General features: G+C 73.1%; 14 protein-coding genes. 3 read left to right on the top strand and 11 right to left on the bottom strand.

Translation table 11 applies throughout. The features are described from left to right. Nucleotides 1-11: 11 nt before the first annotated feature. Nucleotides 12-1,379: an aldehyde dehydrogenase family protein gene (locus tag O7633_RS22530; protein WP_282323824.1), complete on the bottom strand. Its 1,368-nt coding sequence runs from the start codon at nucleotides 1,377-1,379 to the stop codon at nucleotides 12-14. Between the two features lie 671 nt (nucleotides 1,380-2,050). Here O7633_RS22530 and O7633_RS22525 point away from each other — a divergent pair. Beyond that, a complete protein-coding gene (locus O7633_RS22525; RefSeq protein WP_282323823.1) occupies nucleotides 2,051-4,756 on the top strand; it encodes an excinuclease ABC subunit UvrA in 2,706 nt (901 codons plus the stop codon). Here O7633_RS22525 and O7633_RS22520 read toward each other — a convergent pair. From O7633_RS22520 to O7633_RS22475, 10 genes are read right to left on the bottom strand one after another with little or no spacing between them, the layout of a single operon-like run. Then, nucleotides 4,753-5,718, bottom strand: a complete 966-nt coding sequence (locus O7633_RS22520; protein ID WP_278131457.1) for a transglutaminase domain-containing protein — start codon at nucleotides 5,716-5,718, stop codon at nucleotides 4,753-4,755. The two genes, O7633_RS22525 and O7633_RS22520, sit on opposite strands and share 4 nt — an antisense overlap. Next, nucleotides 5,715-5,999 (bottom strand): phosphopantetheine-binding protein, encoded by a 285-nt coding sequence (locus O7633_RS22515; RefSeq protein ID WP_074475146.1) that lies wholly within the window; start codon nucleotides 5,997-5,999, stop codon nucleotides 5,715-5,717. The genes O7633_RS22520 and O7633_RS22515 overlap by 4 nt, the downstream gene beginning before the upstream one ends. 37 nt (nucleotides 6,000-6,036) lie before the next feature. Further along, the gene (locus tag O7633_RS22510) at nucleotides 6,037-7,227 is read right to left on the bottom strand and encodes an acyl-CoA dehydrogenase family protein (RefSeq protein WP_282323822.1); all 1,191 of its coding nucleotides are present in this window, start codon (nucleotides 7,225-7,227) and stop codon (nucleotides 6,037-6,039) included. Beyond that, nucleotides 7,224-7,913: a hypothetical protein gene (locus tag O7633_RS22505; protein WP_278131453.1), complete on the bottom strand. Its 690-nt coding sequence runs from the start codon at nucleotides 7,911-7,913 to the stop codon at nucleotides 7,224-7,226. Before O7633_RS22505 ends, O7633_RS22510 begins: the two co-directional genes overlap by 4 nt. Further along, complete coding sequence (locus O7633_RS22500) at nucleotides 7,910-8,827, bottom strand: hypothetical protein (protein WP_278131452.1); 918 nt, start codon at nucleotides 8,825-8,827, stop codon at nucleotides 7,910-7,912. Before O7633_RS22500 ends, O7633_RS22505 begins: the two co-directional genes overlap by 4 nt. A 52-nt stretch (nucleotides 8,828-8,879) precedes the next feature. Then, on the bottom strand, nucleotides 8,880-9,815 hold the full coding sequence (locus O7633_RS22495; RefSeq protein ID WP_074475150.1) for a 3-oxoacyl-[acyl-carrier-protein] synthase III C-terminal domain-containing protein: 936 nt from the start codon (nucleotides 9,813-9,815) through the stop codon (nucleotides 8,880-8,882). After that, entirely contained in the window at nucleotides 9,812-11,179 is a 1,368-nt protein-coding gene (locus O7633_RS22490) for an MATE family efflux transporter (protein WP_278131450.1), read from the bottom strand. Before O7633_RS22490 ends, O7633_RS22495 begins: the two co-directional genes overlap by 4 nt. Nucleotide 11,180: 1 nt before the next feature. Beyond that, the gene (locus tag O7633_RS22485; RefSeq protein WP_074475152.1) at nucleotides 11,181-11,453 is read right to left on the bottom strand and encodes an acyl carrier protein; all 273 of its coding nucleotides are present in this window, start codon (nucleotides 11,451-11,453) and stop codon (nucleotides 11,181-11,183) included. Nucleotides 11,454-11,478: 25 nt separating this feature from the next. Then, a complete protein-coding gene (locus O7633_RS22480; protein ID WP_282323821.1) occupies nucleotides 11,479-12,768 on the bottom strand; it encodes a type III PLP-dependent enzyme in 1,290 nt (429 codons plus the stop codon). Further along, nucleotides 12,765-14,096, bottom strand: coding sequence for an ATP-grasp domain-containing protein (locus O7633_RS22475; protein ID WP_282323820.1), 1,332 nt, complete (start codon nucleotides 14,094-14,096; stop codon nucleotides 12,765-12,767). Before O7633_RS22475 ends, O7633_RS22480 begins: the two co-directional genes overlap by 4 nt. 561 nt (nucleotides 14,097-14,657) lie before the next feature. Between O7633_RS22475 and O7633_RS22470 the strand changes: the two genes are divergently transcribed. Together O7633_RS22470 and O7633_RS22465 are read left to right on the top strand one after the other, a co-directional pair. Continuing rightward, nucleotides 14,658-15,665, top strand: a complete 1,008-nt coding sequence (locus O7633_RS22470; protein ID WP_282323819.1) for a hypothetical protein — start codon at nucleotides 14,658-14,660, stop codon at nucleotides 15,663-15,665. A 706-nt stretch (nucleotides 15,666-16,371) separates the two neighbouring features. After that, nucleotides 16,372-17,043, top strand: coding sequence for a response regulator transcription factor (locus tag O7633_RS22465; protein ID WP_278131441.1), 672 nt, complete (start codon nucleotides 16,372-16,374; stop codon nucleotides 17,041-17,043). Nucleotides 17,044-17,360: the final 317 nt, after the last annotated feature.

Raw genomic sequence — 17,360 nt, 5'->3', positions numbered from 1 at the left:
GCGGAGGGGAGTCACCCTCCCGGATGAAGCTCGTGGACGACCTTGATCCGCGTGTATTCGAGCAGCCCCCACCAGCCGTACTCGACACCGGCCCCGGAGCTGCGCACCCCACCGAACGGGGTGTCGTGGCGCAGCGCCCCGTGCGTGTTGATCCAGACGGTGCCGCAGGTCAGCCGGCCCGCCAGCGCACGGGCACGCCCGGCGTCACCCCAGAGCGACGCGCCGAGCCCGTAGCGCGTGCCGTTGGCCCGGGCGATCGCCTCGTCGAGGTCGTCGTAGGCGATCACCGGGATCACCGGGCCGAACTGCTCCTCCAGCTCCAGGTCGGTGCCGGGCGGGAGGTCGGTGACGATGGTCGGCGGATAGAACCAGCCGGGCCGGGGCAGCCGGGCGCCGCCGGTCACCACCCGCGCGCCGGCAGCGGCGGCCTCGTCCACCAGCGCGCTGACGCGGTCGAGCTGGGCCCGGCTCACCAGCGGGCCGTACTCGGTGGCCGGGTCGCCGCCGTCGCCGACGACCGCCGCCGCGGCCAGCTTCGCCAACGCGGTGACCAGCTCGCCGGCCTGCGCGCCGCTGACGTAGATCCGCTTGACGGCCGCGCAGAACTGGCCGCTGTTGACCATCGCACCGGCGAACAGCGCCGGGGCCAGCGCCGTCACGTCGGCGTCGGGCAGCACCACCGCGGCGTCGTTGCCCCCCAGCTCGAGCACCACCGGCAGGAAGCGGCCCGCGGCCTGCTCGGCGATCGCCTGCCCGGTGCCCACCGAGCCGGTGAACGACACCATGTCGATGCCCGGGTGCGCGGTCAGCGCCTTTCCGAGCGCGTGGTCGCCGGAGACGACCGACAGCACGCCGGGGGGCAGGTGCGGCGCGAGCAGCTCGCCCGTCCGCAGCGTGGCGAGCGGCGTCTCCGGCGACGGCTTGAGCACCACCGCGTTGCCCGCCAGCAGCGCCGGTGCGACCTTGCACACCGCCAGGATGATCGGGAAGTTCGAGGGGGCGATCGCGGCCACCACACCGTGCGGCACCCGGCCGATCATGATCGACGCGGCGGGGCCCGCGGCCACCACCTCGTCGGTGCCGGGCAGATCGGCGGTGTGCCCGAACCAGCCGGCGGACAGGTCCACCTCGGCGCGCGCGGCGGCCAGCGGCTTGCCCTGCTCGCGGCTGAGCAGCGCGGCGACCTCCTCGGCGGCGTCGGCGAGCGCCGCCCCGCAGGCACGCAGCCGGGCGCGGCGCTCATCGAGCGGGAGCGCGGCCCACCCGGGAGCGGCCGCCGCAGCGGCGGCGACCGCGGCGTCGAGCTCGGCCGTGGTGCAGGCCGGCGCGGAGGCGAACACGGCACCGGTGGCCGGGTCCACCACGTCGAGCGCGCTCACGCCGGGCCGTCCCCGGTCACGCCCGCCGCCACGGGACGCCCCGGGCTCAGCCGGCCCTGCTCCCCGGCATCCGCCGCGACGCGTCGCGCCTCGGCCGCATCTCGGTCGTCCATTGCGAGACCTCCCCGCTTTCCGGAGCAGTGGTGAAGTGGGCCGCCGCGCCGGACGCGACGCGCGATTTCGAGATCGTCGGGCCCGGCGCCGCGGTCGGCTCGCTGCTCGTGCGGAGCAGCACGGCGTCGCCGTCGGCACCGGCACGTCGTGCTCATCGCGCGGAGTGATCGCACGGGACCCCGGAGCTCGCAGAGCTCCTGCGGTGGCCGGCGCAGGGCGTCCGGAGCAGTGCCCGGCAACCGTATCAGGCGTGTCGGGGCGGCACGAGGTCGTCAGACCGGCCGGCCCGGGCCCCGATGTGGCAGGCCGGAGGGCATCCCCGAATAGGCACTCGCCAATCGGATCGGCCTCACCTAGGGTTTCCGATGAGCGCTCAAAGCTCCTTTGTGGACCGTCGGCGGTGACCTCCACGCGCGACGGTGTCGACGGCGGCGGCGACCTCCGCGGCCGTTGCGTGCCCGCCGCCCGGGTGGCGGCAGGGTGACCGTCGCCCGCCCCCGCCCCGCGATGTGCCGGGTGGCCGAGAACGCCCCGCGCAGCACCGGAAAGGACAGGCGATGGGTGAACACGTGCGGGACCCTGGGCGCATCGTGCTCCGCGGCGTCCGCCAGCACAACCTGCGGATCGGGGAGCTGTCGCTGCCCCGGGGCGGCCTGACCGTCCTCACCGGAGTCTCCGGCAGCGGCAAGTCGTCGCTGGCGTTCGACACGATCTACGCCGAGGGACATCGGCAGTACCTCGACAGCCTCTCCGCGCACGTGCGGCGCAGGCTGCCGAAGGTCGCCAGACCCACGGTCGACTGGGTCAGCGGCCTGAGCCCGACCGTGGCGATCGAGCAGCGGACGATCAGCCGCAACCCGCGGTCGAACGTCGGCACGATCACCGAGATATCCGACCGCCTGCGCCTGCTCTTCGCCCGTGCCGGACGGCACGACTGCCGCAAGTGCGGCACCGGGGTCGCGCCGCTGGACACCGCCGCGCACCTCGCCGCGCTGGCCGAGGCGGCGGCCGAGGAGCCGGTACGGCTGGTGGCCACCGAGCCGGACGGCGGCGAGACCGAGGTGCTGCGGCTGGCGGCCACCCCCGACGCCGACACGCTGGCCGACGCCGGGCTCCTCGTCGAACGGGAGCTGCGGGCCGAGCGGCGGCTGACCGTGCTGCGGGACCGGACGCCGGTGCGGCACCTCGCGGCCGGCTGGGTCTGCCCGCACTGCGGCACCGAGGTGCACGCGACGTCGTCGGACTGGTTCACGCCGAACTCGCCGGCCGGGATGTGCGACCACTGCCAGGGGCTCGGCTTCACCTACCGGGTCGACACCGCGCGGCTCGTCGGCGACGCCCGCGAGTCGGTCCGCTCCGGAGCGCTCACCTTCTACGGCGACCGCCGCCGGGGCAAAAAGACCTGGTGGCCGCAGCGGGACCTGCCGGACCTGCTGGCCGAGGCGGGGGCGGGCCTGGACACCCCCTGGGAGGACCTGCCCGCCGCGGCCGCCGACCGGATCCTGGGCGATCTGACCGAGCACATCGAGCGGCTGTTCAAGGACGCCGACTCGCCCGAGCGCAAGGCGTTCTACCAGGGCTTCATGGCCCAGCGGCAGTGCGGCTCCTGCGGCGGCACCCGGCACTGCGCGGAGGCGCTCGCGGTGCGCCTGGCCGGCCGCAACATCGCGGAGGTCAACGGGCTGGCGATCTCGCGGCTGCGGGACTGGGTCGGCGAGGTCCGCGCCGAACTGGCCGGCAACTACCTGGCCGCGCTCTCCGCCGAACTGCTCGACCAGGTCGACGCCCGGGTCGAGTTCCTCCTCGAGGTGGGCCTGCACTATCTCTCGCTCGACCGCGCCGCGCCCACGCTCTCGGCCGGCGAGGGCCAGCGGCTCCGGCTGGCCCGGCAACTCGGCTCGGGTCTGGTCGGCGTCGTCTACGTGTTGGACGAGCCGTCGATCGGCCTGCACGCGCGGGACAACGGGCGGCTGATCGGGATGCTGCGCCGGCTGGCCGACGCGGGCAACACGGTGCTCGTCGTCGAGCACGACAGGGAGACGATGGAGGCGGCCGACCACCTGGTCGACATGGGGCCGGGCGCCGGGACGCGCGGCGGCCTGGTCGTCGCGTCCGGTCCGACCGCCGAGGTCGTCGCCCACGGCACGTCGGCCACCAGCGCGTACCTTCGCAACGAACGTGCGGTGGTTTCGCCCCGGCCGGAGCGCCGCCGCCCGGACGACCGCAGGCTGGAACTGACCGGCGCCCGGCTGAACAACCTGCGCGGCGTCGATCTCACCATCCCGATCGGGGTGCTGACCTGCGTCACCGGCGTGAGCGGGAGCGGCAAGAGCTCCCTGATCACCCGGACGCTCCAGCCGGCCGTCGACGCCGCGGTGCGGTGGCGGCGCACCCCCGTCGGCCCGTTCGACCGGCTCCGCGGCGCGGAGCACGTCCGCCGGGTGACGACCGTGACGCAGGACTCGATCGGCGGCTCGTCCCGGTCGACGCCCGCGACCTACCTGGGGGTGTTCGACGAGATCCGCAAGTTGTTCGCCGGCACCGACGAGGCCGTGCGGCGCGGGTACTCCACGGCGATGTTCAGCTTCAACACCGAGGCGGGCGGGCGCTGCGACCGCTGCGCGGGCAAGGGCGCGGTGCGGATCGAGATGCTGTTCCTCGCCGACGTCTCGGTGCGCTGCCCGTCCTGCGACGGCCTGCGGTACTCGGCGCGCGTCCTGGAGATCACCCACCGGGGACGCACGATCGCCGAGACCCTCGCCCTGGAGGTCGGAGAGGCGATCGAGCTCTACGCCGACGCACCGGCGATCTCCGGTCCGCTCCGCACGCTGTCCCAGGTGGGGCTCGGCTATCTGCGGCTCGGGCAGGACACCGGCACCCTCAGCGGCGGGGAGGCGCAACGGCTGAAGCTCGCCCGCGAGCTGCTCCGGCGCGACGAGGGCGGGACCCTCTACCTGATCGACGAGCCCACCACCGGCCTGCACTTCTCCGACGTCCAGGTGCTGCTCGACGTCCTGCACGACCTGGTCGACCGGGACAACACGGTGGTCGTCATCGAGCACAGCGTGGAGTTCGCCGCCGCGAGCGACTGGCTCGTCGATCTCGGACCGGGCGGCGGCGAGGACGGGGGCCGGCTGGTCGCGGCCGGCCCGCCGGAGCTGCTCGCCACCCATCCGGACAGCGCGATCGCGCCCTACCTGGCCCGTCAGCTCGCGCTGACCGCGGCCCGCCGGCCCGCCCCGGAGACGCCGGGGCGTCGCTAGCCGCCCAGTCCGCCGACCAGCTCCACCTCGACGGGGGTCGGCGCGGACGGGCTGTAGCTGAGCACCCGCCGGGGCACGGTGAGCAGCTCGGGCTCCCCCGCGTACAGCCGTCTGGCCTCGTCGAAGGGGACCTCCGGGGTGGTCACCGCGGCCACCCGGTCGAGCAGCGCGGCGTCCGCGGCGCTGATCTCGCCGCGGCGGGTCATGCCCCAGTAGTCCCAGCGCAGCATCTCCACCTTGTTCAGCCCGGCCAGGTCGTCGACCAGGTTGTGCCGCAGGAACGGCCAGCCCTTCGTGAGCCCGTCCTCGAAGTCGGGGTCGACGACGAACGACATCGGGTCGGCCAGGCCGCTGCGGCAGCGCCGCCAGGCGTCGCCGGCGACGATGAAGCGGTCGGGCGGGACATCCGACGAGCTGAAGCTCACCCCGTCGGTCTCGTCGACGTGCACGTCGGGCAGCTCGACGTCGACCCGACGCCAGCGGCGCTGCCCGGCGTCCCACACCTCGACGAGCTCGTGGTCGATGGTGCAGCCCGGGATGATGTACGAGGCGAAGCCGGCCCGCGCCCTGGCCGGCACACCGGCGTGGCGCAGCAGGGTCAGGTAGAGCACCGCGTAGTCGCGGCAGCTGCCGACCATCCGCCGGTTGGGCGGGCGCTCCTCGACGATCGGCCGGTCGTCGAGCTCGACGATGCGCCGCAGCATCGCCTCGGAGTAGCGCAGGTCGACCTCGGCCAGCCGGCCGGCCGGGATGCCGAGGGCGGCCAGGTCGGTGGAGCGGAAGTGGGTGAACAGCCCGCGTACCACGGCGCGCACGGCCAGCGGGTCGGCCGGCAGGTCGACCAGGCGGGCGGCCTGCGGTCCCGGGTCGGTGACCGGGCTCTGCGCGGCGTAGTAGGCGAGCTCGTCGATCGCGGCGGGTCCGGCCCCGGCCGCCACGTCGTCGCGCGGGGCCGCCGTCACGTCTCCACCTCGACGCCACGGTGGTCGACGATGACCGAGGCCAGCGCGGCGGGGCTGGCGTCGTCGAAGATCGCCGTGAGGAGCTCGGAGCGGAGCCGCTCGACGGCGTCCTCGCCCACCGGCTCATAGCGCTCGATCAGCCGGGAGAGCACCTCGACGGCCCGCATCGAGTCGCCGCCGCAGTCGAAGAAGTCCTCGGTCGGCGCCAGCGGCGCACGCAGCAGCACGTCGCCCATCGTGTGCGCGACGACCGACATCAGCTCGCCGATGTCGTCGGTCATTGTCCCCACCTGTCCTCCGCGGTCGGCATGGGTCGGATCAGCTCTCGGTCGGCAGCCGGGCGGCCTGCAACGGCGGGAAGGCGCCACGCAGCAGGCCGCCGAAGACGCCCAGCCGCTGGATGTTGCTGGTGCCCTCCATGTACTCCACCGAGCCGGCGTCGCGGACCAGCTTGTCCAGCAGCGGGTGTTCCAGCCGGGCCCCGGGGCCGAAGAAGTCGAGGGCCGCCAGCGTCACGCGTTCGGCCAGCCGCGCCGAGGTGGCCTTCGCCGCCGACGCGAGATGCCCGGCGGACGGGTCGTGGTCGACCGCGGCGGCCGCGGCGCGCAGCATCCGCCGGGTGGTGGCGATGGCCCGCTCCATCCGCTCCAGGCGCAGCCGCTCGGCGACCCGCAACGAGCTGCGCTCGGCCAGCACGTACTCGTAGGCGGCGCGGGCGACGCCGACCCCCATGACCGCCACCGCGGGGCGCAGCAGGTTGAACGTGCGCAGCCAGGCGGCCATCCCGCGCCGGCTGGGCCGCAGGTGGGCGCCGAGCACCCGGTCGGGCGTCAGCTCGACGTCGTCGAGGGTGATCTCGCCGAGCCCGGCGCCGCGTACGCCGATGGTCCGCACCGGGGTGGTGGCGAACCCCGGTGCGGTCGCGTCGACGAGCACGGCCGCGAACCCCAGCGGACCGGGCCCGGTCCGGGCGAAGACGACGCCGAACTCGGCCCGGCCCGCGTTGCCCACGTAACGCTTGACGCCGTTGAGCCGGGCCGGGCCGTCCGGGTCGGCGGACGGCGTCAGCCTGGTCGCCATGTTCGCGGCGTCCGAGCCGTGCTCGGGCTCGGAGAGGGCGAAGAACGTCCAGGTCGGACGCAGCAGCAGCCGACCGTAGAACCACTCCTTCTGCTCCTGGCTGCCCAGCGCGTCCACCACGACGCCGCTCATGGGACCGCCCGGCGAGCCGAGCATCGTGCCCAGGTCGGCGCACGCCCCCTCCTCGAAGAAGACGACCCGCTCGGACGCGCTCATGAGGTAGTAGGTCTGGTCGCCGAGCACCAGCGGCTCCGGGTTGAACTCCGGCGGGATCTGGAGGGCGGCCACCCGGGCCAGCGCCGGCAGGTGCGCCACCCGGGTGACCGCGTCCGGGTCCCGGTCCACCTCGAGGGCGTACGGACGCATCTCCGCGGCCCATTCCCGGGCCTGGGCCTGCAACCGGCGGAGCCGCGGTTCGAGCTCGGTCATTCGTCGAACCCCCCTGGCATCGACCCGGTCCCGGCGCGGTAGGCGTCGGCGAGCAGCTCGGACACGTACACCGTGCTGCCCGGACCGCCCTCGACGTAGCCGTGCGCGCCGAGCAGCCGGACCCCGGCCCGGTCGACGGCGGTGATCTGCGCGTGCAGGTCGGCGACGGCCGGGGCGTCGAGGCCCTCGGGCCCGGCGCCGTCGAGCGCGCAGCGCACCTGCAACTGCTCCATGACGACGTCGGCGACGGCGCTCTTCACCACGCTGTGCTGCAACAGCACCACGTCCCCGGTGTACCGCCGGTCGAGGTAGCGCAGCGCGCCTTCGAGCAGCCGGTAGGACAGGCCGAGGCGCAGCCCGGCCAGCGCGGTGGTCCACGAGCGCGCCTCCGGCACCCGGACGGCGGTCACCGGCCGGCGGGCCCGCAACCCGGTCAGGCCGGGCACGCCGGTGTCCAGGCGCTCGACGGTGTCGGCCGCGGCCCACTCCCACTCGCCCTGGCGCAGCCGGTCCGCGGTCGCGGCCAGCTCGTCGGGCGCCAGCCCGTGACCGGCCGGGCCGAGGACCACGACCCCCGGATCGACGGCGGCGTGCAGCGCCGTGAGCGCCGCCGACCAGCCGCTCGCGTGCGCGACGGCGAGCATCGACGGCCACGCCGCGCCGAGGGCCGTGCCTGTCCTGGTCATCGCAGCTTCTCCTGCTCCTCGGGGTCGACGACGTGCCCGTCGGCACCGGGCTCGACGGGGCCGGCCTCGACGGTGATCGCGCAGTGGGCGAACTGACCCAGCCCGGGGTCGTAGTCGGCGAGCAGCACCCGGCGGCCCGTGCGACGCCAGCCGTCCCACTCGGCGGCGAGCACGGACCAGATGCCGCTGGCCGGGCGTCCGGCGGGCACCGCGACGGTGCCCGCCGGGAGCCGGTCGCCGCAGGCGGCAACCAGGCCGGGCCCGGCCAGCGCGGTGACCGCTGCGGGTCGCTCCCCGGCCAGCAGCGCCGACCAGCGGGCCGCCACCTCGTCGGGCGGCACGGGATACGGTTGCGCCGTCTCGACCCGGTGCGCCGCGTCGGCGTCCAGGACCAGCACGGTCACCGCGTCCTCGGCGACCCGCAGGTGCGCCGGCACCGGTTCGGAGTGCAGCACGCTGGCCTGGTCCAGGGCGAACACCAGGATCCGGCGGGCGTCCAGCCGGCTGCGGTTCTCGGCCAGCCACAGCGCGGTGAACACCCCGAGCAGGCCCAGGTCGGCGACGCCGAAGACCAGCCCGACGTCCGGGACGGCCGAGTCGAGGAAGCACATCGGGAAGCCGGGCTCGGCGTCCGGCGCCGCGCTGGCCATGACGGCGAGGTCGAACCGGTCGCCGTGGCCCTTCAGGTCGGGCAGCACGGCCTCGACCAGGTCGGTGAACGACACCCGCCCGGCCGCCAGCCCCTCCTGGTCGGCCGCCAGCCCGAAGGTGCCGTACAGGTCGCGGAAGTAGTCGTGGTCCTGCGGGCGGAACTCGCGCCGGTCGATCCCGGTGCGCTGGGCGACCGCGGCCAGGCGCAGATCCCGCGGCCCGGCCCGGCCGTTGTCGGCCGGTCGGGAAACCGTGATGTACATGCCGGTGGCTCCTCCTGCGGGCTCGATCGGGTCGGTGCGGCGGCAACCGGGCTCAGTGCTCGAGGACCATGGCCGAGAAGGTCGCTCCCAGCCCCACCGAGGTCATCAGGTAGCGGTCGCCGGGCCGCAGCCGTCCGGCGTCGACCGCGGTCCGGTAGTTGATGAAGCTGTCGGCCCCGAAGCAGTGCCCGCAGCCGGCCAGGTTGTCCATGAACAGCCGATCGGCGCCGCGCACGCCGAGCAGCCGCAGCACCCGCAGCCACGACATCCGGTTGACGTTGTGCGGCAGGATCAGCGCGATGTCGTCGAGGTCGAGCCCGGCGCTGCGCACCGCGGCGTCGATCACCTCGGCAAGCAGCGCCGGGTACTCGTCGTGGAAGGCCGCGGTCAGTTCCTCGTCGAGCCAGGCGCCGCGGTGGAACTTCCCGCAGGTGCGGGTCGCGTAGGCCAGCATCCGGTCCCGGTCACCACCGGCGGCGACCAGGACGGCGGCGGCGCCCTCGCCCATGACGCCGGTGTCGGCCAACACCTTGCCCGCCGTGGTGAACGCCTTCTCCCCGGCCACCAGCAGGGCCAGCGCCTGCGGATCGGGGTCGGCGGCCAGCAGCTCGCCGGCCACCTCGACGGCCAGCAGTCCGGAGGCGCAGGCGTGCTGGGTGAGGCAGATCGCGGTGGCGCCCTCCAGCCCCAGCCGCCGGCACGCCTCGGCGAGCGGGTTGACCGGGTGCGGGGCGACCACCGGCATGGTTCGCGCCTGGATCACGTAGCGGATCCGCGGCCGGTACGCGGCGAAGTCGGGCAGCCCGTTCGCCGCCGCGACCAGCAGGTCGGCCGGACCGGCCGCCGGGTCGAGCGGGATCCGGTCGAACCCGAAGAACCGCTCGTACATCCGTACCCGCGGCTCGGGGATGCCGTGCTCGCGCAGGAACGCGGCCACCGGCACCGTCGCCTCCGGGATGTGGCTCGCCACCGCGACCAGCGACGTCATCGCGTACCGCCGGCGAGCGGGGCCTCGACCATGGCCACCGGGCGCATCCGGCGCACCCGTCGTACGGCGATCACCACCACGACCAGGCCGACCACGTTGCCCACGGCGGCGGTCGCGTAGAGCGCCGTCGGGTCGTCGAGGGCCCGCGCCAGCACCCCGCCGACGACGACGATCTCGGCGAAGTAGACGACGTTGAGCAGCAGGGCGAGCGTGCCGTTGCCGATGTGCTCCAGGAAGGTCAGCGAGGCCAGCACCGGGCCCTGCGCCAGGTAGGTCAGGGCGACCACGCCGATGTAGAGCCCGACCGCGGCGACCACCCGCGGGTCGTCGGAGACGATCCGCCCGACCGTGTCGCGCAGCAGCCAGATGACCGCCGCCACCACCGCGTAGAAGACGAAGGTAAGCTCCAGGCCGGCGCGCAGGATCTCCCCCGCCCCGTCCACCGAGCCCGCACCGCGCCGTTGGTTGATCACGATCGCGGTCGCCCCGCCGAGCTGGATGCCCGGGATGATGATCAGCGCCTGGAGTGTGGACGCCGCGGCGTAGCCCGAGATCGTGTCCGGGCCGAAGGGCGTCAGCACCCACAGCATGCCCACGTTGAACAGCGAGATCAGCACGTAGGACAGGGCGACCGGCAGCCCGACGCCCCGCAGGAAGCCGGCGACCTCGCCGCGCACCGGCACTCCGGTGAGGCGACCCCACAGCCGGTGGCGACGCATGAACCACATGCCGGGGACCGCCGCGGCCGCGCTCGCCACCGCGGTCGCGATCGGCACGCTGAACAGCCCCAGCCCGGCGCCGAAGCCGAGCAGGCCGACGAGCGCGAACTCGACCGCCGCGCTGGTGAGGGTGACCACCGCGGCCGCCCGGGCGTGCCCGAAGCCGCGCAGCGCCGCCGAGCACAGCGCCGGCAGCACCACGGTCAGGCTGGCCAGTGACGTCCAGCGCAGGAACCGGACGAACTCGGCCCGCTCGGCCGCCGGCACGTCCAGCAGCGCGCCCAGCGCGGGGCCACCGAGGTAGAGCACCAGGCACAGCACGACCCCGGTGACCACGAACACCCGCAACAGCGCCACCGCGGTCGGCACCAGGTCCTCCGGTCGTTCGCGGCCCCTGCTGATCGACGCCATGACCTGGTACGTGATGGCGAACGCCGTGCTCATGGCGACGAACAGCAGCAGGATCGGCATCGTCAACGACCGGATGTAGAGCGCCTCGTTGCTGACCCGGCCGAGGAGCGCCACCACGCCGATGATCTCGACGAAGAGCACGACGTCGGCGATCGTCATCGGCAGCGCCAGCCCGGCGATGGCGCGTCGGGTCCCGGACCGGTCGGCCGCGACCGAGCCGCTGCGGTCGGCCATGCTACTCCTGCTCCTCGGCCTGACCGGCCACGTACTCGGTGAGCGTCCCGATCGTCTCGAAGTGACGGGGCTCGAAGGTGTCCGGGTCGAACTCGACCCCGAACTCGTCCTCCAGCTTCATCAGCAGCTCGAGGATGCTCGTCGAGTCCAGACCGAGGTCGTCGACGATGCGCTTGTCGGCGCTCAGCGCGCCGACGTCGCGCCGGATCATCTCCGCGAGCGTGTCGACCACACGGCTGTGCGCCTGCGTCAGGGCGGCTTCGGTGTTCGTCATGCCTGTGCCTTTCCGGAAGGAGGGTTCAGGGGATGGAGGCGGAGGGCACCTCGGGTGCCCGCTCGTACAGGCGCTGGCGGTCGACGATGTCGGCGGGCCGGTCCCGATCCCTGATCAGGTACGGCCGACCGGCGTCGACCAGCACCTCGGCCGGATGGCCGTGGCTGAGGAACAGCACCGGTGAGGCACTGGGCCCGTAGGCGCCCGAGCGCAGCACCCCGAGCAGGTCGCCGGGGCGCAGCGGCGGCAGCGGGGTGTGCGTGGACAGGGTGTCGTTCGGGGTGCACAACAAGCCGGTGACCCGCCAGTTCGGGGCCGGTTCGGTCGCCTCCCGGCCGAGCAGCCGGATCGGGAAGTCCCGCTTGACGAACGAGCCGACGCCGACCGCCGCCATGTGGTGGTGGGTCCCGCCGTCGGTCACCGCGAACCACTCGCCCATGGACTCCTTGACCTGGCGGACGCGCACCACATAGGTGCCCGACTCGGCGGTGAGGAAGCGGCCGAGCTCGGTGAACAGCCGGGTCCGCGGGTGCCGGGCCCGGAAGGCCGCGAACGCGGGGTTGACCAGGTCGGCGAGCCGGCGCAGGTCCAGGTCGCGTTCGCCGTCGAAGTAGGCGACCCCGAGACCGCCGCCCACGTCCACCGTCTCCAGCTCGAAGCCCAGCCGCTCGGCGACCCGTTCGGCCAGGTCGAGGATGCGGGTGGTGTTCTCGGCGGCCACCTCCTCGGCCAGGATGCGGGTCCCCATGTAGACGTGCACGCCGATCAGTCGGACGTTCCGCAGCCCGGCCACCCGGGGCGCAGCCTCCAGCGCCTGTTCCTCGTCGATGCCGAACTGGCGTGGCTTGCCGCTCATCGTGAGCCGCGAACCCTTGACGGTGAAGGACGGGTTGATCCGCAGCACGACCCGGGCGACGGTGTCGCGTCGGGCCGCGAGCGCGTCGATCTCGGCCAGCTCGCCCCACGACTCGCAGACGATGGCGTGCACCCCGGTGGCCAGGCAGGCGTCGATCTCCTGGGCGGACTTGCCCGGTCCCAGGAAGATGGTGTCCTCCGCAGCGACCCCGGCCCGCCCGGCGATCAGCAGCTCGGCCAGTGACGACACCTCGGCTCCGGCCCCGAGCGACCGCAGCACCGCGCAGATCGACACGTTCGGGTTCGCCTTCAGGGAGAACAGGATCCCCACCTCGGGGTGCAGCACCTCGCGCAGTTGCCGGTAGCGCTCGCGCAGCACGTCGGCGTCGTAGACGTACAGCGGCGTGCCGAACTCGCGGGCCAGGTCGGTGACGGCCAGGCCGCCGATGGTGTCGGTCATGCCGCACCGCCGACCAGCTCGGCGACGCGCTCGCCCACCCGCCGGTCCAGGTCGGCGACCTCGTCGGCCGAGCGGCCGATGACCATGCCGTAGAGCCGGCCGTCGAACGTCGGGTGCGCCGCGGCGTCGCGGCCGTCGCCGGGTGCCGGGGCGGCCGCGTTCACGGTGGCGAAGTTGTTCACCAGGAAGCCGACGCCGCTGCGGCGCTCGAACTGTAGTTCGCCCAGCACCGACCGCAGCCGGTGGAAGGCCACCGGCTGGCGCAGCCGCAGCGGATAGTGCCGGGCCAGCGCGATCGCGTCCGGCGGGATCAGCCGCTCCTGGATGCCCACCTGGTAGGTCGACATGTTGTTCCGGGCGTTGATCTCCACCAACGGGTAGAGCCGGCCGTCGGGATCGATCATGGCGTCGATCCCGGCCACGCCGAAGTATCCGTCGCGGTGCAGCCGCGCGCCGACCGCGGCGGCGACCTCGGCCAGCTCGGCGGCCTGCGCCCGGGACAACCGGGCCGGGATGCGGTGGCCCTTGTGGATCCCGCCCTCGGTGATCGCCTCCTTGACGAAGTCGAGGTGGACGGCGCCGTCGCGGCCGACCGTCACCTGGTAGTTGAGGTCGGTCTCCTTGGCCACCCACTCCTCGACGACGACGTCGGCCCGGCTGCAACCGGCCCGTCGTTCCCGGGCCAGGATCATCCGGCACAGCCGCTCGAACCGACGGACGTCGTCCACCAGGGTGATGCCCCGCCCGGACACCCCGAGGGCGTCCTTCACGGCGAACCGGTGGCCGGCGGCGAGCATCTCGGCGACCGGACCGGCGACCTTCTCCAGCTCGTCGAGCGTTTCACAGGCCCAGCCCGTCGGCTGGCGCAGGCCCAGCTCGTCGCCGACGCGCCGGCTGTAGATCTTGCTGTTCACCCGGATGCACAGCCGGGCGTCCGGCGCCCCCAGGGGCAGGCCGGCGGCCTCGGCCAGCTTCTCCTCCACCGCGGAGACGCCGTGCGGCCACAGCCGCGCGCCACCGGCGGCGAGCCGGCGCAGCTCGTCGACCAGCCGGGAGTCGGCCAGCACGTCCTCGGTGACGGTCTGCTGGGCATCCTGGGAGCCGCAGGCCAGCACCCGCGGCACCGGGAGTTCGAGCTCGTGCAGGTAGGCCAGGTAGTCCGGATCCGGGGCCGCCTTGACGACCACGGTGTCGCCCGCGTCGCCGAGCAGCAGCGCGAACTCGTCCATCCGGTTCACCACGGCGCGGCTGCCCGCCGAGGACAGCCGCGGCAGGCCCGGCTGTTCCCGGGCCCACTGGTCCTCGACCTCGAAGTTGCCGAGCAGCACCAGTGGCCCCGGCGCACCGAGCGCGGACCGAATCCGTCCGAGGAAATCTGGTGGAGTCTCCGCCACGTGTCCCGTCCCGTCTGCGTGCAAGCTGCCGGATGACGCCGATCAACATAGGCACCCGGTGTGATCCGGGGTAAGGACGGGAAGCGCGCGCTTCCGAACCCGGCTGATCGGGTATGGCCGCCGGTCGCGCCGGACCATCGCCCGAATGTGTGCCCCGCACGACCGGGGGTGGTGTCGCCAGCGCTGCGTAGCATGGCCGGGGAAGAGTCGAGCCAATTGGTTCGAGGCTTGCCCAGGATGCCCGAAAGGGCGTCCTCACCGGCCACGGGTGCCTAAAGGCGATACCGATTCCTCGTATCCGGGCGGTCGGCGCACAACCACCAACCGGACGCGGGAGCAATTTCTGTGAATGATTCGGAGAAACGTCGCCTTCGACACGCGCTGGTCCGCGCGAACATTGCCATTCGCGCTGGACGCCCGCTCTACCCCGAATACAACAATGTATTCCTGCGCACCTATCCGGTGACCTTCGGCGCCCCCCGGATCGAATACCAGATGTATCAGTTCTGGTTCCGCACCCGAGGCTGCACGTACGACCGGGCCGGCCAGTGCAGCATGTGCAACTACGGCATCGGCCCCGAAATCCGCCCGGAGGTCGTCGCCCATTCGGTCGAGCGCAAACTGGCCACCGTTCCCGAGGGCGCCTGCCTGTATCTTTCGCCGTCCGGGAGCCTGCTCGACGACCGGGAGGTGCCTGCGGAGATGCGCGACCGGCTGCTACACGCAGCGGCCGCGCGACGCCCGGCCACGTTCGCGTTCGAGAGCCGCCCCGAGGTCTGCGACCGCGACAAGCTCGACCGGCTGCGGCGGCACTTCGCCCCCGGCACGCGGCTGGTGTGCCAGATCGGCGTCGAGTCGTGGGATCCGCAGGTGCGCTCGATGTGCCACCTCAAGCCGACCCGCCAGCAGGCCTACCTGGACACCGCGCGCACACTGCTCGACCTGGGATTCGACCCGATCGCCAACATCACCCTCGGCGGTCTGGGCCTGTCGCCCCGGGAAGCCTACCTGGACACGCTGGCCGGGGTACGCGGTGCGCGGGCGGCCGGGTACCGCACCCAGATGGTCTTCCCGCTGAGCGCGAAGGCCGGCACGCTGCTGGGTTGGGCGCACGACCAGGGGCTGTGGGAACCGCCGACGCTGTGGATGCTGGTCCGGCTGCTCGCCGCGTGCGCCGACGACGCCATCGGCCCCGACGGCTACGGCGACCTCGACATCTCCTGGTTCAACCCGCAGCTGGACGACGTCGTGCAGTCCCGGCCGGACAGCTGCGAGCTGTGCCGTCCGGTGCTGGTCGAGTCGCTGTCGGCGTTCCGGTTGCACCCCCGGGCCGACGCGCTGGCCCCGGCGATGGCGTGGGACGACTGCCCGTGCCCGACCCGGACCGACCGGCTGCTGGCCGACCCCGACCCGCTGGGCCACCTCGATCGACTGGTCGCGGTCGCCGACCGCTGGGCCGGCCAGGGCGACGCGCCGGACCGGCACGGGCTCGGCGTCGGCTGACCGCGCGGGAGCCGCACCGCACCACCGACAGGCGCGGGCGGCCGCCCCGTCGCCGCGCCTGAGACGCGTGTGGCAACCCGCGCCGCGGCGGCCTCGGACGCGGTCGTGAACCGGACCCTTGCCGCCGCCACGCCACCGCGCCCGTCCTCGGACCGTGCGCCGCGGCACCCCCTGCGCGGCACCGCCCGGACGATCATGGATCCCGACCGTCGGCCGACCTGGATAAGGCACTGCGCCAACCAGTCTGAACGCCTCGAAACTCCCCGCAGGGGACACCACGGACGCGCCCGGTCAGCCCACCAGAGTCCTCATCACGCTCGAAACCCGAAACGTTACCCAAAACAGTGACAACAGTCAATTAATATCCCACGTTGTCAAGATCGATACGGCCACTCAGCCGTTTCACATGAGCCAACTGTTGACCAACGGCTCCAAGGGGGGTTGTCTATATAGGACAGAAGCTCGCCGACCGCCGCACGCCACAGCGGGGATAACCGTGGTCGGCTGGTGACGAAGGGGGATCCATAGTGGATTTCGGAAGTCTGCCTTCCTTCGGAAGGCTCAGCAGCGAAGACTCGGGATACCGATCAGGGTTCGGCAACGCCGAATGCGGTCTGGTAACCGCGCTGCCGCTCCCGCTGTTCTCTGCGCACCCGGTCGGCAACCGACTCCGGCCGAACCGCGGCCTGAAGGGAATTCGCAAGCGATGACCCAGATCGGATCGCGGGAAGTGCCGGTCGACCTCCGCCTCACCGTCGCCGTCTGCACCAGCAATGAGCTCGTGCGCCGCGGCCTGAACTCCATACTGGACGACCTCGCCATCGTCGGAGACGATTTCTACTGCGAGAGCTGGGAACATGCCTGCCAGCTCATGTCGGCCACCCCGGTCGACATCCTGATCATCGCGGAGGCCGGCTACGGCGGCTGCCAGCTACCGGACGGCGTCCAGACCAAGGTCCTCGTCCTGGTCGACGCGACCGACCTGCGCACCGCGCTCAAGGACGCGCCCCCGTGGGCCCACGGATTCCTGGCCCGCCAGGACCTGACTCCCACCAGCATCGACGAGGCGGTCCGCCGGGTGGCCCTCGGCAAGAGCCAGATCCCGGCCCGACTCGCGAGCGAACTGATCCGCCGCGCGGCGGCCCCGCTGCCCGCGCGCGCAGCCCGACCGGCCAAGCTGACCAGCCGGGAGAGCGAGACCCTGGCGCTGCTCGCCGACGGGCTCAGCAACAAGCAGATCGCCCGTCGCCTGAGCATCTCCGATCACGGGGCGAAACGACTGGTGGCAAGCCTGCTGCTCAAGCTCGGCTCGCCCAATCGGACGATGGCCGTGGTCACCGCGATCAAGTCGGGGCTGATCGAACCGTCCCTGCTGTAACGCCTCGGTCGCACCGCGTCCACCATGTGAGCGCTCACCTCGCTGGGTTTGCACGGAGCTCCCGACGACGTGCAAACACCAGCGAGGCCACGTGAGCCCCGGCGAACGAGAGCTCCCGCTGGCGCACATGTGCCGTGGTGATACCCGCGCTAGAGGCTGACATGGTCGAGAAGCCACGAGGTCAGCGCTCGCGCGACACCGGACGCGGCGCCAGCGGTCACCACCGGGAACACCTTGTTCCGGAGCACTCGGTCGCGGCCGCTCTCGGCCTCCGCAGGCGCTTTCTGCTGACAGGACTCTGGCGCGAACGACTTGTT

Origin of the sequence: Micromonospora sp. WMMD712 (genome assembly GCF_029581295.1) — a bacterium.
Taxonomy (GTDB): Bacteria; Actinomycetota; Actinomycetes; order Mycobacteriales; family Micromonosporaceae; genus Micromonospora; species Micromonospora carbonacea.
This window is presented reverse-complemented; position numbering and strand designations above follow the sequence as displayed.

Bases quoted from the DNA above. Each gene is read 5' to 3' on its own strand.
- O7633_RS22505 (WP_278131453.1), bottom strand. From the start codon at position 7,913: ATGACCAGGACAGGCACGGCCCTCGGCGCGGCGTGGCCGTCGATGCTC.
- O7633_RS22490 (WP_278131450.1), bottom strand. From the start codon at position 11,179: ATGGCCGACCGCAGCGGCTCGGTCGCGGCCGACCGGTCCGGGACCCGA.
- O7633_RS22515 (WP_074475146.1), bottom strand. From the start codon at position 5,999: ATGACCGACGACATCGGCGAGCTGATGTCGGTCGTCGCGCACACGATG.
- O7633_RS22480 (WP_282323821.1), bottom strand. From the start codon at position 12,768: ATGACCGACACCATCGGCGGCCTGGCCGTCACCGACCTGGCCCGCGAG.
- O7633_RS22465 (WP_278131441.1), top strand. From the start codon at position 16,372: ATGACCCAGATCGGATCGCGGGAAGTGCCGGTCGACCTCCGCCTCACC.
- O7633_RS22525 (WP_282323823.1), top strand. From the start codon at position 2,051: ATGGGTGAACACGTGCGGGACCCTGGGCGCATCGTGCTCCGCGGCGTC.
- O7633_RS22495 (WP_074475150.1), bottom strand. From the start codon at position 9,815: ATGACGTCGCTGGTCGCGGTGGCGAGCCACATCCCGGAGGCGACGGTG.
- O7633_RS22510 (WP_282323822.1), bottom strand. From the start codon at position 7,227: ATGACCGAGCTCGAACCGCGGCTCCGCCGGTTGCAGGCCCAGGCCCGG.
- O7633_RS22470 (WP_282323819.1), top strand. From the start codon at position 14,658: ATGTATCAGTTCTGGTTCCGCACCCGAGGCTGCACGTACGACCGGGCC.
- O7633_RS22500 (WP_278131452.1), bottom strand. From the start codon at position 8,827: ATGTACATCACGGTTTCCCGACCGGCCGACAACGGCCGGGCCGGGCCG.
- O7633_RS22485 (WP_074475152.1), bottom strand. From the start codon at position 11,453: ATGACGAACACCGAAGCCGCCCTGACGCAGGCGCACAGCCGTGTGGTC.